Below are 18056 nucleotides of genomic sequence, written 5' to 3' on the forward strand. Positions count from 1 at the left end.
GGCGTGACCGGGGATTTTTTGTTGGTGAGGATTTTTCTCTTCGTGCAAAAAATTCCTGTATCTTCATCACACTTTTCAGTACAATTCTGCGGTTAAATTCTACTCATAAATGTTGAGCAAACATGTTTGAAATCAATCCTATTAAAAACCGCCTAAAGGATGTGTCTGAGCGCACAAATGTCCTGAGGGGGTACCTTTGACTATGACGCAAAACAAGAGCGTCTAGAAGAAGTCAACGCAGAACTTGAACAACCCGATGTATGGAACGAACCTGAGCGTGCGCAAGCGCTAGGTAAAGAGCGTTCTGCATTGGAAGCGGTTGTAGAAACGATTGATCTTCTGGATCAAGGCGTAGAAGATGTTGATGGTCTTCTAGAGCTTGCCGTTGAAGAACAAGATCAAGAAACCTTTGATGAAATTGAACCTGAGCTGGCTGAACTGGAAGCTAAACTAGAGAAGCTTGAATTCCGCCGCATGTTCTCTGGTGACCACGATGCCTCCGACTGCTACATTGATTTGCAGTCAGGTTCTGGTGGTACAGAGGCGCAAGACTGGACATCAATGATGTTGCGCATGTATTTGCGTTGGGCTGAAGCTAAAGGCTTTAAGACTGAGGTTATTGAAGTTTCTGAAGGTGAAGTGGCTGGCCTAAAAGGCGCTACGGTTAAAATTTCTGGCGAATACGCTTACGGCTGGTTGCGCACTGAGACAGGTGTTCACCGCTTAGTCCGCAAGTCGCCATTTGATTCAAGTGGCCGTCGTCATACATCGTTTGCTTCTGCGTTTATCTACCCAGAGATTGATGACAACATTGATATCGACATTAACCCTTCTGATCTGCGTATTGACGTATACCGCGCTTCAGGTGCGGGTGGTCAGCACGTCAACACCACGGAATCTGCGGTACGTATTACTCACGTCCCGACCAACACTGTGGTTCAATGTCAGAATGATCGTTCTCAGCACAAGAACAAAGATCAAGCGATGAAGCAACTTCGCGCCAAACTGTTTGAATTAGAGATTCAAAAGCAGAACGCAGAGAAGCAAGCCAACGAAGATGCCAAATCTGACATCGGTTGGGGCAGCCAGATCCGTTCTTACGTTCTGGATGATTCTCGCATCAAAGATTTACGAACAGGCGTTGAAAACCGCAACACTCAAGCGGTACTTGATGGCGACCTAGACAAATTTATCGAAGCTAGCCTGAAATCAGGTCTTTAAGCTTTTCACCGACACTCAAAATAGAAACAGGATACATCGAAAATGACTGATGCTGTTCAAAACGATATTCAACAAGAAGAAAATAAGCTGATTGCTGAGCGCCGCGCTAAATTGGACGAGATCCGTAAAAGCTGCAAAGCTAATGGCCACCCAAACGACTTCCGTCGTGACGCACTAGCGGGCGACCTTCAAAAAGAGTTCGGTGAGAAGACTAAGGAAGAGCTAGAAGCGCTTAACCACGTTGTTGCGATCGCAGGTCGAATCATGGCGAAACGTGGTCCTTTCCTAGTTATTCAAGAGACTTCAGGTCGTATTCAAGCTTACGCTGCCAAAGACGTTCAGAAAGAGCTGAAAGAGAAGTATCAAGGTCTTGATATCGGTGACATCGTTGGTGTGAAAGGCGCTCTACACAAGTCAGGTAAGGGCGATCTTTACGTAAACATGGAAGAGTATGAGTTGCTAACCAAGGCACTTCGCCCTCTGCCAGAGAAGTTCCACGGCTTAACGGACCAAGAGATGCGTTACCGTCAGCGTTACGTTGACCTTATCGTTAACCAAGATTCTCGTGAAGCCTTCATCATTCGTTCTAAGCTAGTATCAGCGATTCGTAACTTCATGAGCTCAAAAGGCTACCTAGAAGTTGAAACGCCAATGATGCACGTGATCCCTGGTGGTGCGACGGCGCGTCCATTCATCACTCACCACAACGCACTCGACATCGACATGTACCTACGTGTTGCACCTGAGCTTTACCTAAAGCGCCTAGTCGTGGGTGGTTTTGACCGCGTATTCGAAATCAACCGTAACTTCCGTAACGAAGGTCTTTCGCCACGTCACAACCCAGAATTCACCATGATGGAATTCTACCAAGCTTATGCAGACTACAAAGATCTGATGGATCTGACGGAAGAGATGCTAAGCACTGTAGCTATGGATGTTCTTGGTTCAACTTCAATGCCTTATGGCGAAGAAACGGTTGAGTTTGGTGGCAAGTACGCGCGCATGAGCATGTTTGAAGCGATCAAGCACTACAATCCAGATCACGCAGAGATTCAAGCCCTGACTGAAGCTGATCTTACCGATCGTGACAAGATGGTTGCGATTGCGAAATCAGTGCATGTAGAAGTTGAAACATTCTGGACATGTGGTCAGCTACTGGAAGAGATCTTTGGTGAAACGGCTGAACCTCAATTGATTCAACCAACGTTTATCACGGGCTACCCAGCAGATATTTCACCATTGGCACGTCGTAGCGACGACAATCCGTTCTTTACTGACCGCTTTGAATTCTTCATCGGGGGTCGTGAAGTGGCGAATGGTTTCTCTGAGCTTAACGATGCAGAAGATCAAGATGCGCGTTTTAAAGCGCAGGTTGATGCAAAAGACGCAGGTGATGATGAAGCAATGTATTACGATGCAGATTACATCACGGCACTAGAGCACGGCCTACCGCCAACAGCGGGCCAAGGTATTGGTATTGACCGTCTAGCGATGCTATTTACCAACACGCACACAATCCGCGATGTGATTTTGTTCCCGGCGATGCGCCCACAAGCCTAGTTGGTCGAAACCTTGCACGACAGAAAGTCACCTTCGGGTGACTTTTTTGTATGCAGCGCGGCAAGCCGAATGTCTGACAAGGAAAGTGCGGAGTTCATACACTGTGAAAGGAAATGGGCAGATGGCTATTTTCCGACAAGTCTCTCAATGAGTGTGGAAAAAGGGCAATATGACCTCTAGTCTTAACTGTGAGACAGATTATTGGAGTAAGTCTCTATAATGTAACCACACATATTTCTTAGTGTGTGTTCGAGCACTCAGTATTTACATTGTCAAAAAAAGGACCAGCTTCATGGGTAATCAATTCCGAATGGATTCCGTTCCAGGTTCATTGGTTGTAGTGGGAGGAACCTATGAGCCGTGGCTGTCAGTATTAGAACAAGTGGGTTGGAGATGTACTCAGTGTGGAGATTTGCGTAAGGCGGATGCATTGTTTACCGAAACTGGCCCATGTATCGGTATCGTTGACCTTAGCCATGACGAATTCAGTCTCAATGGTATTGCTAACTTGGTAAGTAAGCATAAGCAAGTACGCTGGCTCGCGTTTATTCGTGAGTCTCAACTAAGCTCAGATACTATTTGCCAGTTTATCGTTAACTTTTGTATCGACTTCTTCACCGCGCCAATTCCAGACGCTCAACTGTTAAGTACCATAGGCCACCAATTGGGAATGCTAAAACTCGAAAAAAAGGTGTGGCCACATTATGGTAACCAAAGTGATATGGGATTGATTGGCGACTCGATTCCAGTCAAACGCTTACGTGATCAAATCAAACGTATTGGTCCAACGGATGTTAGCATCTTAATTTACGGTGAAAACGGGACGGGCAAAGAGACGGTGGCTCGTGCGGTACACCGAACTTCTGCTCGCGCAAACAAAGAATTCATATCGGTCAATTGCCGCGCCATGTCAGAGCGTCGCATTGAAAGTGATCTGTTTGGTATCAATCGCGACGATCTTAGTGAACCTTCCATTTTAGAAAAAGCTCATGGCGGGACTATCTTACTCAACGATATCCTCACTTTACCGAAATCTCAGCAGTTCAACCTTTTGCGCTTTCTACAAGAGGGAATGGTCGATACACCATCCGGACGCAAAGAAGTCGATGTTCGTGTGTTAGCTGCAAATTCTGCGGATATTGAAAAGGCGCTCATTGATGGCGATTTCAATGAGGAACTTTATCACTACATTAATGTGCTACGTATTAACGTCCCAAGCCTGAAAGAACGCGCTGGAGATATCAACATTCTGGCTCGCCACTTTTTGCAGGAGTATTCGAAAGAGTACAACGCTCAAGCGCGCAGTTTTACCGAAGAAGCGGCTCGCTCGTTAACGCGCTACCATTGGCCGGGTAATGTACGTGAACTGATGAATCAAATTAAACGCATCGTATTGATGTCTGATACGGTAATGCTTGATGAAGTTCACCTTGACCTGCCAAAACGTAGCGATAGTCGACGTAGTTTGAAGAGTATTCGTGAACGAAGTGAGAGAGATGCATTGTTATTGGTGCTGGAATCTCACTCAGGCCAAGTCTCGATGGCTGCCAAAGAATTGGGTGTTTCACGTGCAACTATGTATCGTTTATTAAACAAACACAATCTCATTTCGGACATTCCGGTTTAGTTAATTGATTTGTAAATAAAAACCGCGCGGTAAATCGCGCGGTTTTTATTTATCGGCTAACAGGATGTGTGGTGCTTAATATATTCCCTAGTCGAATATCTTATATTTAAACGAAAGAGTGGGTTACATATAGGTTAATAAATTGTTTTCGATGTTTAGCCGATAAAGTGGTTGAAATATCACCTTCGATGCATAGAATTTAACCATGAGCTCAGGCTCATACCCATCAAACTATTTTTTGGATTTTTTACATTAGCTAGGAGGCGCACAATGAAACATTTTACTGTTCAATCATTTATCTGTGCGTCTGCCGATCGTTCCATTAACGCTATGGGCGCAATTAAACGCCGTACGTTTATCGCCGATCGAAAACTAGACACATCAATGTAATTAATCCGTATCCTTTTTTTAATTGGCTGCGGAAAAGCAGCGAATTAAAACACTCTAAATCCTTAGATTCGTTGATCTTTTCCCAGCACTAAACTCAACTGGAGAAAACTCATGAGTCATTCTGTTTATCTAAAACTTGCCACTCTTTTGGTTAAAGCGGACTTACGTCAAGAAGAACGTCAATGGAAACGTAAACTTCGCCGTAGTGCTTTCGATATTCCTTGGGACAATGCACATCTGCTACGCGATATTGGTCTAGAGCAAGATGGTCGTCCTATTGGCTTTAGCGAACCAGACAGTGTCAAAGCTGAGCGTCGTATTCGTCACCTTCGTCGTGTGTTAAGTGCGCGAATACCCACGTAATTTAAAGGGGCAGGTGCTTCTCCTGCCCCGATATATTATGGACAAGGATTGGAGTAGGTCGTGCCAATCTCTTGAATACCTTGAAGCAACTCATCAGTTAACATGACATCTAAACTATCAATATTTGACTTAAGCTGTTCTAGGTTTGTCGCGCCAATAATGTTGGAGGCGACAAACGGCCTTTGGTTGACGAATGCCAATGCCATTTGTGCTGGATCCAGTCCATGTTGTTTCGCGAGATCAACATAAGCTTGGGTCGCTTGTTCACCCTGTGGTGTAAAGTAACGTACAAAGCGTTCAAATAGAGAGCAGCGAGCGCCTTCAGGGCGAGCTCCTTGTAAATACTTACCGCTCAAACAGCCGAAAGCGAGTGGAGAGTACGCCAGCAACTGGACACCTTCATAGTGACTAATTTCAGACAGTCCGACTTCAAAACTGCGGTTGAGCAAGTTATATGGATTTTGGATTGAAACGATCCGCGGTAGCTCGTGTTTTTCTGCTAGGCGAAGTAGTGTCATGACGCCCCAAGGGGTTTCGTTGGACACGCCAATATAGCGCACCTTACCAGCTTTGATCAGTTCTGCGAGAGCTTCGAGTGTTTCAATCAACGTTACCTCTTCCTGGTCATCAGGATAGGGGTAATTTAGCTGACCAAAACAGTTGGTTTGCCTTTGCGGCCAATGTAATTGGTACAAGTCAACATAATCGGTTTGCAGACGCTGTAAGCTATCATCAATCGCGAGGTGAATGTTTTTTCTGTCTAAGCTCATGTTGTCGCGAATATAGGGCACGTTTCTCGGCCCTGCTACTTTGGTCGCTAAGACCACTTTCTCACGTTTGCCCGATTTAGCTAGCCAGTTGCCAATGTATTGCTCCGTTAAACCTTGCGATTTACCGTTCGGTGGCACGGGATACATTTCCGCGGTATCAATAAAGTTCACCCCACGTTCGAGGGCGTAATCAAGCTGACTAAATGCCTGTTGCTCGGTGTTTTGTTCACCAAAAGTCATGGTGCCAAGACAGATCTTACTTACTTCCAAAGTGGAATGAGGTAACTTGTTGTATTGCATCGATCTTCCTTGTCGTCACAGTGAAATGATCCCACTATAGGGGATTTAAGCATGAGTAGAAAAGGGGCGCTGGTAACAAATTCGCAAAATTTCCCAAGTTGGCTACTATTGTCTAATGGAGGTGAAGTATGCAAAAGAGTCAGCTAGATAAATGGATTCATAGTCCTCATAAGGAGAGCTATCAGCCACCAAGAGTATTTGTGATCAGCTGTTCGGACTTATCCCAGTATCTATTAGCCGTTGAGTATAAGCACAAGTTAGAGCCGATCCGAGTGAATGACGAGCCGGTGCAATTTGATTCGCTTGAACAAGTGAAAGAAGAGTTGCAAAGGTTGGGTGTTGAACGCGCTTACTTAAGAGTTCACAACGTTTATGATGAATGTGGCGCCGGTGATGGGCCGCTTTACCATGATGCAGAGTTGCCACTCGTCACTCACTAAACAAAGTGGCGGGCAAGGATACTTTCAGTAAATTGCGTTCGTAAATAAAAGCCTCTCGGCAGTGTCTTTATCGGTTTACCACTCGCCCCGTAAGCCTCTGTCAGCACGCGACCATTTGCTGCTTTGGGGCGCAGTTGCAACACTTGGCCGTGGCGTGCTGTAATCTGCTCAATTCGACCAAGGACAATGAATTCCATCAATTCTTCCCAATCTTCTTTGAGCTGAAGTTCCTCGCTTGCAGTTGGCGACCAGATCAAGGGGGAACCGACACAGCGTTCGCCAAGGGGGATCTCTCGCTCTCCCTCGACAGGAATCCATAATACTCGTGAGAGCTTATTCCGCACGTGGCTGGTTTCCCATGTCAGACCATGTACGCCCGTCAGAGGAGCGACACAAACGAACGTCGTTTCAAGCGGCTTACCTGAATAACTGATAGGGATAGTTTTAAGCTCAATCCCAAGCTTTTCAAAGTCTTGTGTTGGTTTACTCCCCGCGATCGCCCCTAAATGCCATTCTAATAGCTGACCTACCCAACCTTTATCGCGGCGTAGATCTGGGGGAACCGCTATCCCTGCTTCTTGGGCGAGATTGGCCAAGTTGACACCTGCAATATTTTTCGCTCGTTCTAGAAGTTCTTGCTCGGAAGTAGGTTCTGGTTTCATGACATGTACGGCAGAGTGGAAAGTACATATTGTAGCGAACTAGAGAAAAAATACGACTGTCGAGAGATTGATCATTGTGAGTAAAAGATCATCAATATAATGGTTATCCACAGTTTTTGGGTGATGAATCACTAAATTTTTCTGATATGTATGAATAAACAGGGGTTTTATCGAGACAAAATGCTTGAAATTTTCGCTTAGTCTAGCATGTATTGCGATCTGATGTGGATAAGCTAGCGCATGGTTGATCTTTGACCGATCTGTTGATGTCGTGTATTGCGCGGTGTTTTAAGCAATGTCAAAAAAATAAATTAAAATTAAGTTGATGTATTTTATGTATTTTATTTTTTGTTGGTAATTCTCTGATTAACTCTCAATTGGAATTTGTACGACGATTGATCACTTTCACATTGATTTTTCACATAGTTATACACAGAAAAGGTGAATAAATGTGGCCTATGTCTCACTGTTATGTGTGTAACCTTAGTTTTGGATGAAAGTTATACATAAAGAGTAAGGAAAGTAATATTTTTCGCTTTAGTCACACTAGTAAGTTTGCTCCTGCTGGGGATATGTGGAAAAATCACTGTAATTAAGAATTTATTAGAGGTTGGCCAGTGATAGATGGCGATGGTTACCGCTTAAATGTGGGAATTGTAATCTGTAACAGCCATGGTCAGGTCTTCTGGGCTAAACGATACGGACAACACTCTTGGCAATTCCCTCAAGGCGGAATTGATGAAGGTGAAACCCCTGAACAGGCAATGTATAGGGAGTTATATGAAGAGGTTGGTCTTACAAAAAAAGATGTAAAGATCGTCGCGACAAGTCGTCATTGGTTAAGGTACAAATTACCTAAGCGTCTTGTTCGTTGGGATTCCAAACCTGTTTGTATCGGTCAGAAACAGAAATGGTTTCTGCTGCGACTCGATTGTGATGAATCACGAATTGATATGTTGCGCGGCAATTCCCCTGAGTTCGATGGTTGGCGTTGGGTAAGCTATTGGTATCCAGTCAGACAAGTGGTTTCTTTTAAGCGCGACGTTTATCGTCGGGCAATGAAAGAGTTTGCATCAATGGCGATGCCATTTAAACAGCGTAAAGTGAAAGGCAAGCGTAAAAACCGAAGAGGATAGACATGCTTTCTCAGCTAAGGGAAATAGTTGAACAAGTATCTAAGGTCGAAGAAGTTCATCAAGCCTTAGATATCTTAGTAAAACAAACATGCAGTGCGATGAGTACTGAGTGTTGCACTGTCTATCTTGCGAATGAAGAAATGCAGCGCCTTGAGTTAATGGCGACCCAAGGGCTGCGTTTTAAAGGCGACAAAATACATATCCGTTTTAGCGAAGGCTTGGTTGGTCTCGTTAAACGCAGTGCTGAGCCTCTTAACTTGGCTGAAGCGTCAAAACACCCAAACTTCAAGTATTTCTCTGAGCTAGGTGAAGAAGTTTACCAGAGCTTTCTCGGTACCCCGATCATTTATCGCAAGCAAGTACTTGGTGTACTTGTTGTCCAACAGAAAACACCACGCCAGTTTGATGAAATGGAAGAGTCATTTCTGGTCACATTGGCCGCGCAGCTGGCTGTTATTATTGCCCATGCACAAACTCAAGGTCATTGGCGATTAGAGAAAAAACAGCAAGCGATTCGAGGTGTCCCAGCTTCGTCTGGTGTTGCAATTGGTGAGTTTTGGTGGGACGACACCCAGCCCGATTTGAGTAATGTTTATCCTGCGTCGACCTTGGATATCGATCGAGAGCAGGAGTGGCTGCTTTTATCTATCGAAGAAGCCTTGAATGACTTTCGCCGCATGCGGAAGAAGCTGGATAGTGAGATCAACAAAGACGCATTGGCGATTTTTGATCTGTTCACGCACTTGCTTAACGACCCCATGCTGCGCAAGGATCTCAAAGCTCAGATCCAGAAAGGTGATCGTGCGGATTGGGCGTTACGCCAAGTGGTGGAGTCCTATTCAAATCGCTTTGCTCGTATGTCGGATGTTTACCTGCGTGAAAGAGCGCAAGATATACGTGAATTAGGCCAGCGATTACTGTTCTTTTTGCACAATACCGATCAAGAAAAACCAAGTTTTGACAAGCCAGTTATCCTAGTTGTACGCGAGTTAACGGCGACCTTACTCGCCTCTGTGCCAAAGGAACAGCTCCTAGCGGTCGTTTCTCTCGAAGGCGCTGCCAACTCACATGCCGCGATTTTATCCAGAGCGCTAGGTATTCCTGCGGTGATGGGGGTAACACTCAATCTCAAAGCGCTCAATGGTAAGCAGGGGATTGTCGATGGGTACAGTGGTAAGATTCTGGTTGAGCCCAGCCGTCAGTTACTACGCGAATACCGTGAGCTGGCTAATGAAGAGCGTGAACTGGCCAATATGGTCAACCAACGCATCGAAGAGCCAGCTTTCACCAAAGATGGTCAACGTATTGAGGTGATGCTTAACGCCGGTCTTAGTGCTGATACCAATATTGCGGTTAACCAAGGGGTTGATGGCGTAGGACTATATCGAACAGAAATTTCTTTTTTGTTGCAACACAGATTCCCCTCGGAAGAAGAGCAAACGCAGCAGTATCAAGCGGTACTGGGTAGCTACCCAAATAAACGAGTGGTCATGCGCACATTGGACGTTGGCGGGGACAAAGCGTTGCCGTATTTGCCAATCGAAGAGGACAACCCCTTTCTAGGCTGGCGAGGCATTCGTTTTACGTTAGATCATCCCGATATTTTTCTAATGCAAATTCGTGCCATGATGCGCGCAAGCTCGACACACAAGAATCTGAGCATATTGCTGCCTATGGTTTCTGGGGCACAAGAGTTAGATGATGCGATTGAGCTGATTAAACGCGCGTATACGGAAGTCTCCTCTGTCGATGAGCAAATCGTGATGCCAGAGGTTGGAGTCATGATCGAAGTGCCATCGATGATCTATCTTCTTCCCCTGATAGCAAGCAAAGTGGATTTTGTTTCGATTGGTACTAACGACTTAACTCAGTACATGCTTGCTGTTGATCGCAACAACGCACGTGTTGCAGATGTTTATGAATCAATGCATCCTGCCGTCATTATGGCTCTCAATCATATTTATCGTACGTGCGAACAATTAAATCTGCCCGTGTGTATTTGTGGTGAATTGGCGGGGGATCCGATTGGTGCATTGTTAATGGTTGGGCTTGGTTACCGTAGTTTAAGTATGAACACTTCAAACGTGGCCAAAGTGAAGTACTTACTTCGTCACACTGAAACCGCCGAATTAACAGCACTTGCTGACAAAGCTTTGATGCAACCTTATGGGCGTGACATTTATACTATGATGCAGTCATTTTTCGAAGACAAAGGCTTCGCCGGCTTCATTCGAGCCGGTAATAAATAAGGTTGAATGTGTTAATAGAATTACTTCTCAGCTGCATGCTGCTCGGTGCTTTCGTTGGTGTGATGGCTGGGTTATTGGGTATTGGTGGTGGTTTGATTGTCGTTCCGGCGCTGCTGTTTCTACTGCCTATGACTGGTATCGATGCGACTATCAGCATGCAAATTGCACTCGCGACTTCTCTGGCGAGCATTATTGTTACGTCGGGATCATCTGCGCTGAATCATTTCAAACTGGGTAATGTCGACATGTTTGTCGTCAAATGGCTGATGCCAGGCGTCGTCGTGGGAGGCTTCTTAGGTGCTAATGTGGCCGAGTGGATTCCTGCTCAATATTTACCGAAAGTCTTTGGTATCATTGTCCTTGTGCTGGCAATTCAGATGCTATTTTCTATTCGCGGTAAAGCGCAAAAACCGATGCCAGGCAGTGCTGCGACTATGGCTTATGGTACAGGAATCGGGATCGTATCAAGCTTAGCTGGTATTGGAGGTGGATCGTTGTCTGTCCCTTTTCTCAATCGTCATGGCATCGAAATGCGTAAAGCCGTGGGCTCTTCATCGGTGTGTGGCAGTATGATAGCGCTTTCCGGGATGGCTGGGTTTGTGTTGCATGGCTATCAGGTTGAGGCGTTGCCTGCATATAGTATTGGCTATGTTTACTTACCCGCTTTGTTTGCGATTGCATCGACATCTATGTTAACCACCCGCTTTGGCGCTAAGCTGGCAACTTCGCTTCCCACGCCGACACTGAAAAAAATTTTTGCGGTTTTTTTAATGTTTGTCGCTGGAACTATGTTGCTATAGTGCACTCTCATCTATACAAATTCATCATTCTCACAATTTCAAAAGAGTAATCCTCGTATGTCTCAAGGATATTTAACGTTTCCAAATATTGATCCAGTTCTTATTTCCATCGGACCACTGTCTATTCGCTGGTATGGATTAATGTATCTTGTCGGATTTGCTTTCGCGATGTGGCTGGCTAATCGACGTGCTGATAAAGCAGGCAGTGGCTGGACGCGTGAACAGGTGTCAGATCTTCTTTTCGCAGGCTTTCTCGGCGTGGTGATCGGTGGGCGAGTGGGTTATGTGATTTTCTACAACTTTGACCTGTTTATTCAAGATCCTTTGTATCTATTTAAAGTCTGGACTGGCGGTATGTCCTTCCATGGTGGTTTACTGGGTGTCATTACAGCGATGTTCTGGTACGCAAAAAAGAACGGACGAACCTTTTTCGGTGTCGCCGACTTTATTGCGCCGTTAGTACCGTTTGGCCTAGGAATGGGACGGCTCGGCAACTTTATGAATAGTGAACTTTGGGGACGTGTCACCGATGTTCCTTGGGCATTTGTCTTCCCTAACGGTGGCCCTTTGCCTCGCCACCCTTCTCAGTTGTATGAGATGTTACTCGAAGGGATTGTTCTATTCTTTATTTTGAACTGGTTTATCAAAAAGCCGCGTCCTCTGGGGGCTGTGTCAGGGCTATTTTTGGCCGGGTATGGTACATTCCGTTTCCTCGTAGAATATGTACGCGAGCCAGATGCACACTTAGGTTTATTTGGTGGCTTTATCTCGATGGGACAAATCCTATCATTGCCTATGGTGCTTATCGGTATTCTTATGATGGTTTGGGCCTATAAGCGCGGTCTTTATAAAGACGAACTACCACAACAATAGAAGTAAGGAACTGGTGTGAAACAGTATTTGGATCTCTGTCAGCGTATCGTTGACCAAGGTGAATGGATTGCCAATGAGCGAACAGGTAAGCGTTGCTTAACTGTGATCAATGCCGATCTCACTTACGATGTGGCAAATAATCAATTTCCTTTGGTGACAACGCGTAAAAGTTTTTGGAAAGCGGCGGTCGCTGAGTTACTTGGTTATATTCGTGGCTACGATAACGCCGAAGATTTCCGCAAACTCGGTACCAAGACTTGGGATGCCAATGCCAACCAAAATGACGCTTGGCTGAACAACCCTTATCGTAAAGGTGAGGACGACATGGGCCGTGTCTATGGTGTACAGGGACGCGCATGGGCAAAACCTGATGGTGGTCATATCGATCAACTACGTAAGATAGTTGATGATTTAACGCGTGGTGTCGATGACCGTGGTGAGATTTTAAACTTCTACAATCCTGGTGAATTCCACATGGGATGTTTACGTCCTTGCATGTACAGCCATCATTTTTCGCTATTGGGAGATACCTTATATCTCAACAGTACTCAGCGTTCTTGCGATGTTCCCCTAGGGCTCAACTTCAATATGGTGCAGGTGTATGTTTTTCTCGCGATCATAGCGCAGATTACTGGTAAAAAGGCAGGTCAGGCCTATCACAAAATCGTCAATGCACACATCTATGAAGATCAGCTTGAGTTAATGCGTGATGTGCAACTTAAACGTGAGCCACTCAAAGCACCTACGTTTCATATTAACCCTGAAATTAAATCGTTAGAAGATTTAGAAACTTGGGTTACTTTAGATGATTTTTGGGTTGAGGGTTATGAGTTTCATGAACCCATTCAATATCCATTCTCCGTTTGATAACAAGGCTCTTTAGGAGCCTTTTTTATTGCTGTCACTACTTAAGCGCACTGACAATATAGCGATGAATGGGGTTGGTTTGCATTGGGTTCGACAATGCAGGGCTGATAAAGCGCGGTGCTTGAAATATCCCTTTTTTGACTAGCGAGCGAATCACATCAAGATATTTCAATTCAGTTTTCCCACACAGGAGTAGAAGAAAGTCATCGCCGAGTTGATCATAGGCATTGAGGACTTCTCTAAATCCACGTAAGTAGAGATAATCTTTAGTAAAACCACCACCACGATACACGCGCGATGTGATAGTAAATGCGAGAGTATCCGATGCTTTGTACTGCTCTTTGAGTAGCATAAAGGTATGACGAAAATCGCGCTCTTTAATCATCGACTCTACAGCCAGTACGCGCAAAGCCAAAGTACGCAGACGCTTAATGCTAAAGTGGCCGGAAAGATACTCACATAATATTGCCAAACCTTCTTGGGTATTCGTATTGGCAGGGCAACCTAGGCTGAGTAGGTTGAGAGGCTGTTGATTGCCATTGAGAGTGGTGAGCAGATGAACGCCCAACTCATGGTGTGCCAGGGCATGAAGCTCGTCGGTACTGATGCATGCCGCTTGGCTGATTTTGACCCGAGAACCCGATACCAAAGCATTCGCTAACATACCATCAACCACTTGAATGTCACTGGTGTAACCATGCTGCGCAGAGAAGCGTTGCATATAGCTCGCGATGGCTTGGCTATCATGCTCTGGGTGAGACTCGTCTTCTGTGGGTAGGTGCAAGATAAAGTGAGCATTGGCAATATCTTTGACGCTGGGTTCACCATAATAGCGCAAAGAGTTGTACATAAACTCCTGGGTACCAATTGTGCTTAATTGATCGAGCTTATCTGAGTATGACTGAATGACATCGGAATACAGCTTTTGTAGATCACTGTCCTCGATTATTTCTAGTGGCAGCTGATAGAGTTGACGTTTTGCTTGGTGGGTATCGAATGACGTTTTTGCGTATTCAAATTTAGGTTCTTGTGAATACTTATTGGCGAAAAAAGTATCGCGCTCTTGAATGTAATTAAGCGGGTTCACGCTGTTGAGAATATCAATGTCTTTGACCAATTGAGTCAAGTTGTCATCAAGTGAGGCAAGACGTTGAGAGGTAGGTTCGATGTTTAGCGTCATGGCAGTCAATTCCAAATGAACATAGCTTAAATTAGCATCGGCTGTGAAATCTGACTATCAAATTTTATATTTAAAAAAGGCTCCACCTAAGTGAAGCCTTGAATGACGAGTGCCAGTGATATGATTAAGCTGTCAGTGCGAGAACCGCGCCCGGCAAAATCATAAATACCGTGAGTAGGTAAGCTGCCACAACCGTTTTGTTCTTTACTGCCATATCAGAGATATAGTCTGCGCCTTTAACTGGAATCTCACGCAGGAAAGGTACGCCGTAAATGAGCAGTGTCGCCAAAATGTTGAACACTAGGTGTACAAGGGCAATTTGCAAAGCAAAGACGGCAAACTCACCAGAGACTGCAGTTGCGGCAAGAAGTGCTGTAATACAAGTACCTATGTTAGCACCTAGGGTAAATGGGTAAACATCACGGACTTTCAACACACCAGAACCAACCAGTGGAACCATTAGGCTTGTTGTTGTTGATGACGATTGAACAAGTACAGTAACGATAGAGCCAGACATAATGCCATGGATAGGGCCACGACCAATCGCGTTCTTTAGAATTTCACGTGCACGACCCACCATTAGGCTCTTCATCAGTTTACCCATCACAGTGATGGCGACGAAGATCGTTGCGATACCTAACACGATCAGTAAGATGCCGCCGACTTGGTCACCAAATGTTGCAAGAGGTTCTTTAACCGCGCTAACAACTGGTTTCGTGATTGGTTTAATAAAGTTCAGGCCTTTAATGCTCATATCGCCAGTCGCTAAGAAAGGGGATACTAACCAATGAGAAATTTTGTCTAGAAGACCGAACATCATTTCTAGCGGTAGGAAGATAGCGACAGCAAGTAGATTAAAGAAGTCGTGAATCGTTGCACTAGCAAAAGCACGTTTGAATTCTTCTTTACAACGTACATGGCCGAGTGACACGAGAGTGTTGGTTACTGTCGTACCAATATTCGCACCCATTACCATAGGGATAGCGGTTTCTACCGGCAGTCCACCGGCCACAAGGCCCACGATAATAGAAGTCACTGTGCTTGAAGATTGGATAAGCGCTGTTGCCACTAAACCTATCATCAAACCAGCAACAGGGTGAGAGGCAAACTCAAATAAGACTTTGGCTTGATCGCCTGTTGCCCATTTGAAACCACTGCCTACCATAGATACTGCTAAAAGTAGCAAGTACAACATGAATGCCAAGTTAGCCCAGCGCAACCAGCGAGTCGTGCTCGAAATTGGCGCTGCTGTAGTAGTAGCTTGGTTCATAATTTTTTCTCCGTGGACCGTTTATACTTCGTTTTGGTCTGTTGTTGAAACTGAGGGCGATGTTAGAGATGAAATATTTCATTAATATTACAGTTATGTGTAACGGTTTTTTTTTTGTCGTTTGAAGTGTATTAACGCTGTCGTTGTAAATTTACAGTTTGATTAATTATTTGATTTTAAATGCTTATTTGTTTTTTTTGTTCTGTTTTAATCGACGTGATTTATATCGGAAAAATCGCAAAAAAATTCTCTCTAACCGTAAAGAAACACCTAGTTACTGTCATATTGAAAAGTATTGTTTCGGAAAAAACGATGGCTACTAACTATTTTGTAAGTTTTATCGAGTTATTGTTGTCACGCGCTGCATTTGCTATAACCTACAGATGCAAAACACGAGTACTTCTCTATGTCCCACTTAAACTATAACCATCTTTATTACTTTTGGATGGTGTGCAAACAAGGCTCTGTCACTAAAGCTGCGGATGCTTTATTTCTCACTCCGCAGACTGTTACGGGTCAGATTAAAGCACTTGAAGAGCGCATGGATGGTAAACTTACTAAGCGTAATGGACGCAGTGTCGAGCCAACAGAGCTGGGGCAATTGGTATTTAAATATGCCGATAGAATGTTCGGTCTTAGTTATGAAATGCTTGATATCGTCAACTATAGCCAGCGTTCTAATATCTTGTTTGACGTTGGTGTCGCCGATGCGCTTTCAAAAAGACTCGTCAGTAAAATACTTCTAACCACAGTGCCAGAAGATAACAGCATTCATTTACGCTGTTTCGAATCTACTCACGAAATGCTATTGGAGCAGCTAGCTCAGCATAAACTCGATATGATCTTATCAGACTGCCCGGTAGATTCGAGCCAAAGCCCCGGTCTTTACAGCAAGAAACTCGGTGAATCTAATATGAGTTTCTTTTGTTCAAGCAACGTGAATGAAACTAGCTTCCCGGCGATATTAGAGCAGCGCAAGTTGTTAATCCCAGGGAGTCGCACTGCGATGGGGCGTAAGGTTCTTGAGTGGTTTGATCGACAAGGATTACAGCCGAATATTTTGGGTGAATTTGATGATGTGGCATTAATGAAAGCTTTTGCTCGTTATCATCATGATGTGATTTTTCTAGCGCCTTCTATTTATATGACGGAAGTGGAAAGTGATCTGCCACTGCAACTGATTGGTCATATTGATGAGTTGAAGGAAGAATACTATGTGATCTTTGCTGAGCGAATGATCCAACACCCTGCGGTGAAGAATGTGTGTGATGCGAACTTCACAACCTTATTTAATTAGACGTTGATCTATTTGAACAAATAGATTAGTTGTTACAATTCGATTAATATTTGCAATCATTCACTGAAAATAACTCAATAGACAGTGAACTCAATGACAGGTCAACGGCGTTACTTACTTATGATGTAAGGCTGATGTTTGTAGAAGTATTGTTGTAGGAAGAGGTAGTGGCCAATGAACTTACAAGAGATGGAAAAAAATTCTTCTCAGGCTGTCGTACTACTAAAGGCGATGGCCAATGAGCGCCGCCTTCAGATCTTGTGCATTTTACACAATCAGGAACTCTCCGTTGGGGAGTTGTGTACTAAGTTAGAATTAAGTCAGTCGGCGTTGTCTCAACACTTGGCTTGGTTAAGAAGAGATGGGCTGGTCAATACGCGCAAAGAAGCGCAGACGGTGTATTACACTTTGAGCAGCGAAGAAGTCAAAGCGATGATCCAACTGTTACATGACTTTTATTGTGCTTAATTAGGGCTCGATTATCGAGGTAAGTGATTCTGCCTCGAAAAGCAGATATAAAAAAACCGGCAGATGCCGGTTTTTTCTTTCACTGAAGAATCAGAGTTCTATTAAAGAGCTTTGATTGCAGCAGAGAAGCGAGACTTATGACGTGCAGCTTTATTCTTATGAATAAGGCCTTTAGTCGCCATGCGGTCTAGGATTGGTGTAACTGCAGCAAATGCTTCAGTTGCAGCAGCTTTGTCGCCTGCTTCGATAGCAGCAACAGTTTTCTTCATGTAAGTGCGCATCATAGAACGACGGCTAGCATTGTGCTGACGACGTTTCTCAGCTTGGATAGCGCGCTTCTTAGCAGATTTACTATTTGCCAAGGGTCTAACTCCCAAAAACTTAGTTCGGTGACAATTTAAGGGCAGGGAATATCCCTCATTTGCGCCTTAATGTCAAATGATTTGTGCAAAAACCCATCGAGCCAAACAAATTTTGGATTGAAAGGTCTTCACGGTTAAGATGGCGGGGATTCTAACAGTATTTTTTTTTCAATGCTAATACTAATCTGCGCTGCAAATGACATTCCTAGTGTAAAGTAGAG

17 protein-coding genes are annotated in these 18056 nt (G+C 44.5%); 12 read left to right on the forward strand and 5 right to left on the reverse strand.

Annotated elements, in window-relative coordinates; translation table 11 throughout:
* The first annotated feature begins 122 nt into the window (after positions 1-122).
* The 4 genes from prfB to TW81_RS07885 all read left to right on the forward strand — a co-directional run bounded on the left by prfB (position 123) and on the right by TW81_RS07885 (position 5161).
* Positions 123-1221, forward strand: a protein-coding gene (gene prfB / locus TW81_RS07870) for a peptide chain release factor 2 (RefSeq protein WP_156980925.1) whose coding sequence is annotated in 2 segments (ribosomal slippage) — positions 123-197 and positions 199-1221 — 1098 coding nt in all. Because the reading frame shifts where the segments join, the coding sequence is not laid out codon by codon here.
* Positions 1222-1263: 42 nt separating this feature from the next.
* Positions 1264-2781: a lysine--tRNA ligase gene (gene lysS / locus TW81_RS07875; RefSeq protein WP_045955164.1), complete on the forward strand. Its 1518-nt coding sequence runs from the start codon at positions 1264-1266 to the stop codon at positions 2779-2781.
* A gap of 292 nt (positions 2782-3073) precedes the next feature.
* Positions 3074-4408, forward strand: a complete 1335-nt coding sequence (vpsR, locus tag TW81_RS07880; protein WP_045955165.1) for a cyclic-di-GMP-binding transcriptional regulator VpsR — start codon at positions 3074-3076, stop codon at positions 4406-4408.
* Positions 4409-4909: 501 nt separating this feature from the next.
* Entirely contained in the window at positions 4910-5161 is a 252-nt protein-coding gene (locus tag TW81_RS07885) for a hypothetical protein (RefSeq protein WP_045955166.1), read from the forward strand.
* Between the two features lie 35 nt (positions 5162-5196).
* Here TW81_RS07885 and TW81_RS07890 read toward each other — a convergent pair whose 3' ends face one another.
* Entirely contained in the window at positions 5197-6231 is a 1035-nt protein-coding gene (locus tag TW81_RS07890) for an NADP(H)-dependent aldo-keto reductase (RefSeq protein WP_045955167.1), read from the reverse strand.
* Between the two features lie 128 nt (positions 6232-6359).
* Between TW81_RS07890 and TW81_RS07895 the strand changes: the two genes are divergently transcribed.
* Complete coding sequence (locus TW81_RS07895; protein WP_045955168.1) at positions 6360-6671, forward strand: DUF6482 family protein; 312 nt, start codon at positions 6360-6362, stop codon at positions 6669-6671.
* Here TW81_RS07895 and mutH read toward each other — a convergent pair.
* Positions 6668-7333 (reverse strand): DNA mismatch repair endonuclease MutH, encoded by a 666-nt coding sequence (gene mutH, locus TW81_RS07900; RefSeq protein ID WP_045955169.1) that lies wholly within the window; start codon positions 7331-7333, stop codon positions 6668-6670. The genes TW81_RS07895 and mutH overlap by 4 nt on opposite strands.
* 617 nt (positions 7334-7950) lie before the next feature.
* On the opposite strand from mutH, the gene rppH reads away from it, so the two are divergent.
* From rppH to TW81_RS07925, 5 genes are read left to right on the forward strand one after another with little or no spacing between them, the layout of a single operon-like run.
* Complete coding sequence (gene rppH / locus TW81_RS07905) at positions 7951-8469, forward strand: RNA pyrophosphohydrolase (RefSeq protein ID WP_045955170.1); 519 nt, start codon at positions 7951-7953, stop codon at positions 8467-8469.
* A 2-nt stretch (positions 8470-8471) separates the two neighbouring features.
* A complete protein-coding gene (ptsP, locus tag TW81_RS07910) occupies positions 8472-10718 on the forward strand; it encodes a phosphoenolpyruvate--protein phosphotransferase (protein WP_045955171.1) in 2247 nt (748 codons plus the stop codon).
* A 35-nt stretch (positions 10719-10753) separates the two neighbouring features.
* Entirely contained in the window at positions 10754-11518 is a 765-nt protein-coding gene (locus TW81_RS07915) for a sulfite exporter TauE/SafE family protein (protein WP_156980928.1), read from the forward strand.
* Positions 11519-11575: 57 nt separating this feature from the next.
* Positions 11576-12391 (forward strand): prolipoprotein diacylglyceryl transferase, encoded by an 816-nt coding sequence (gene lgt, locus TW81_RS07920; RefSeq protein ID WP_045955173.1) that lies wholly within the window; start codon positions 11576-11578, stop codon positions 12389-12391.
* Positions 12392-12406: 15 nt separating this feature from the next.
* Positions 12407-13258: a thymidylate synthase gene (locus TW81_RS07925; protein WP_045955174.1), complete on the forward strand. Its 852-nt coding sequence runs from the start codon at positions 12407-12409 to the stop codon at positions 13256-13258.
* 37 nt (positions 13259-13295) lie between these two features.
* Here the strand turns inward: TW81_RS07925 and TW81_RS07930 are convergent, their stop codons facing one another.
* Positions 13296-14438, reverse strand: coding sequence for a flavohemoglobin expression-modulating QEGLA motif protein (locus TW81_RS07930; protein ID WP_045955175.1), 1143 nt, complete (start codon positions 14436-14438; stop codon positions 13296-13298).
* A gap of 124 nt (positions 14439-14562) precedes the next feature.
* On the reverse strand, positions 14563-15708 hold the full coding sequence (locus tag TW81_RS07935) for a Na/Pi symporter (RefSeq protein ID WP_045955176.1): 1146 nt from the start codon (positions 15706-15708) through the stop codon (positions 14563-14565).
* A gap of 406 nt (positions 15709-16114) precedes the next feature.
* Here TW81_RS07935 and nhaR point away from each other — a divergent pair, with 406 nt between their 5' ends.
* Positions 16115-17005 carry a transcriptional activator NhaR gene (nhaR, locus tag TW81_RS07940; protein WP_045955177.1) on the forward strand — a complete coding sequence of 297 codons (891 nt, stop codon included), beginning with the start codon at positions 16115-16117 and terminating at the stop codon, positions 17003-17005.
* 174 nt (positions 17006-17179) lie between these two features.
* Positions 17180-17473 (forward strand): ArsR/SmtB family transcription factor, encoded by a 294-nt coding sequence (locus tag TW81_RS07945; protein WP_045955178.1) that lies wholly within the window; start codon positions 17180-17182, stop codon positions 17471-17473.
* A gap of 101 nt (positions 17474-17574) precedes the next feature.
* Here TW81_RS07945 and rpsT read toward each other — a convergent pair whose 3' ends face one another.
* Positions 17575-17835 carry a 30S ribosomal protein S20 gene (gene rpsT / locus TW81_RS07950; RefSeq protein ID WP_021705632.1) on the reverse strand — a complete coding sequence of 87 codons (261 nt, stop codon included), beginning with the start codon at positions 17833-17835 and terminating at the stop codon, positions 17575-17577.
* Between the last annotated feature and the right edge of the window lie 221 nt (positions 17836-18056).

It is taken from the genome of Vibrio galatheae, from assembly GCF_000967545.1.
GTDB lineage: Bacteria > Pseudomonadota > Gammaproteobacteria > Enterobacterales > Vibrionaceae > Vibrio > Vibrio galatheae.

Bases quoted from the DNA above. Each gene is read 5' to 3' on its own strand.
- lysS (WP_045955164.1), top strand. From the start codon at position 1,264: ATGACTGATGCTGTTCAAAACGATATTCAACAAGAAGAAAATAAGCTG.
- vpsR (WP_045955165.1), top strand. From the start codon at position 3,074: ATGGGTAATCAATTCCGAATGGATTCCGTTCCAGGTTCATTGGTTGTA.
- TW81_RS07885 (WP_045955166.1), top strand. From the start codon at position 4,910: ATGAGTCATTCTGTTTATCTAAAACTTGCCACTCTTTTGGTTAAAGCG.
- TW81_RS07890 (WP_045955167.1), bottom strand. From the start codon at position 6,231: ATGCAATACAACAAGTTACCTCATTCCACTTTGGAAGTAAGTAAGATC.
- TW81_RS07895 (WP_045955168.1), top strand. From the start codon at position 6,360: ATGCAAAAGAGTCAGCTAGATAAATGGATTCATAGTCCTCATAAGGAG.
- mutH (WP_045955169.1), bottom strand. From the start codon at position 7,333: ATGAAACCAGAACCTACTTCCGAGCAAGAACTTCTAGAACGAGCGAAA.
- ptsP (WP_045955171.1), top strand. From the start codon at position 8,472: ATGCTTTCTCAGCTAAGGGAAATAGTTGAACAAGTATCTAAGGTCGAA.
- TW81_RS07915 (WP_156980928.1), top strand. From the start codon at position 10,754: ATGCTGCTCGGTGCTTTCGTTGGTGTGATGGCTGGGTTATTGGGTATT.
- lgt (WP_045955173.1), top strand. From the start codon at position 11,576: ATGTCTCAAGGATATTTAACGTTTCCAAATATTGATCCAGTTCTTATT.
- TW81_RS07930 (WP_045955175.1), bottom strand. From the start codon at position 14,438: ATGACGCTAAACATCGAACCTACCTCTCAACGTCTTGCCTCACTTGAT.
- TW81_RS07935 (WP_045955176.1), bottom strand. From the start codon at position 15,708: ATGAACCAAGCTACTACTACAGCAGCGCCAATTTCGAGCACGACTCGC.
- nhaR (WP_045955177.1), top strand. From the start codon at position 16,115: ATGTCCCACTTAAACTATAACCATCTTTATTACTTTTGGATGGTGTGC.
- TW81_RS07945 (WP_045955178.1), top strand. From the start codon at position 17,180: ATGAACTTACAAGAGATGGAAAAAAATTCTTCTCAGGCTGTCGTACTA.